At 50.3% G+C, this 493-nt stretch carries 1 protein-coding gene and 1 pseudogene; one reads left to right on the top strand and one right to left on the bottom strand.

Annotated features, from left to right (window positions below; all coding sequences use genetic code 11):
• On the top strand, nucleotides 1-222 hold a 222-nt coding region (locus NE623_RS14465; RefSeq protein ID WP_256276163.1), incomplete at its 5' end, for a type II toxin-antitoxin system death-on-curing family toxin.
• 37 nt (nucleotides 223-259) lie between these two features.
• Here the strand turns inward: NE623_RS14465 and NE623_RS14470 are convergent.
• Nucleotides 260-493: pseudogene (locus NE623_RS14470) on the bottom strand (hypothetical protein); the annotation flags it as partial.

A 493-nucleotide genomic window follows, 5' to 3' on the forward strand; every position in this document is an offset into this window, starting at 1 on the left:
CAGGCAAAGGCGGCACAGCTTGGATTTGGCTTAGTCTGCAATCACCCATTCGTGGATGGCAACAAGCGCATCGGCGCCCACGTTATGCTGGTTTTTCTGGCAATTAACGGAATTGAACTTGACTACACGCAGGAAGAACTGATTGACATTATTTTGCAAATTGCAAGTGGGCATTCAAAGGCTAATGACCTGCTGGAATGGATTCTCTATCATCAGGCGTAATATTTGCTGCGCACCATAATGGTGCGCAGCTTTTGCTTTACAACCCCATAATCTCTTTGACAATGCGGTCACAGCCCTTAATGGCTCCGACCAGCACCAGCAGGTTGAACGCCAGTTCCCCAACATAAGTCCAAACAGCGGTGACAACGGATGCACCGGTATCCACGGCGGGCGGGCTGGACGAAATGGCGGAGAAAATAATACAGGACAAGGCAATCACCACGCCCTGCAAACAGACACCTGCGTAACTGCGGATGAAGTTTTTGCCCAC

The sequence above is a fragment of the Gemmiger formicilis genome (assembly GCF_024462815.1).
In the GTDB taxonomy this organism is placed as follows: Bacteria; Bacillota; Clostridia; order Oscillospirales; family Ruminococcaceae; genus Gemmiger.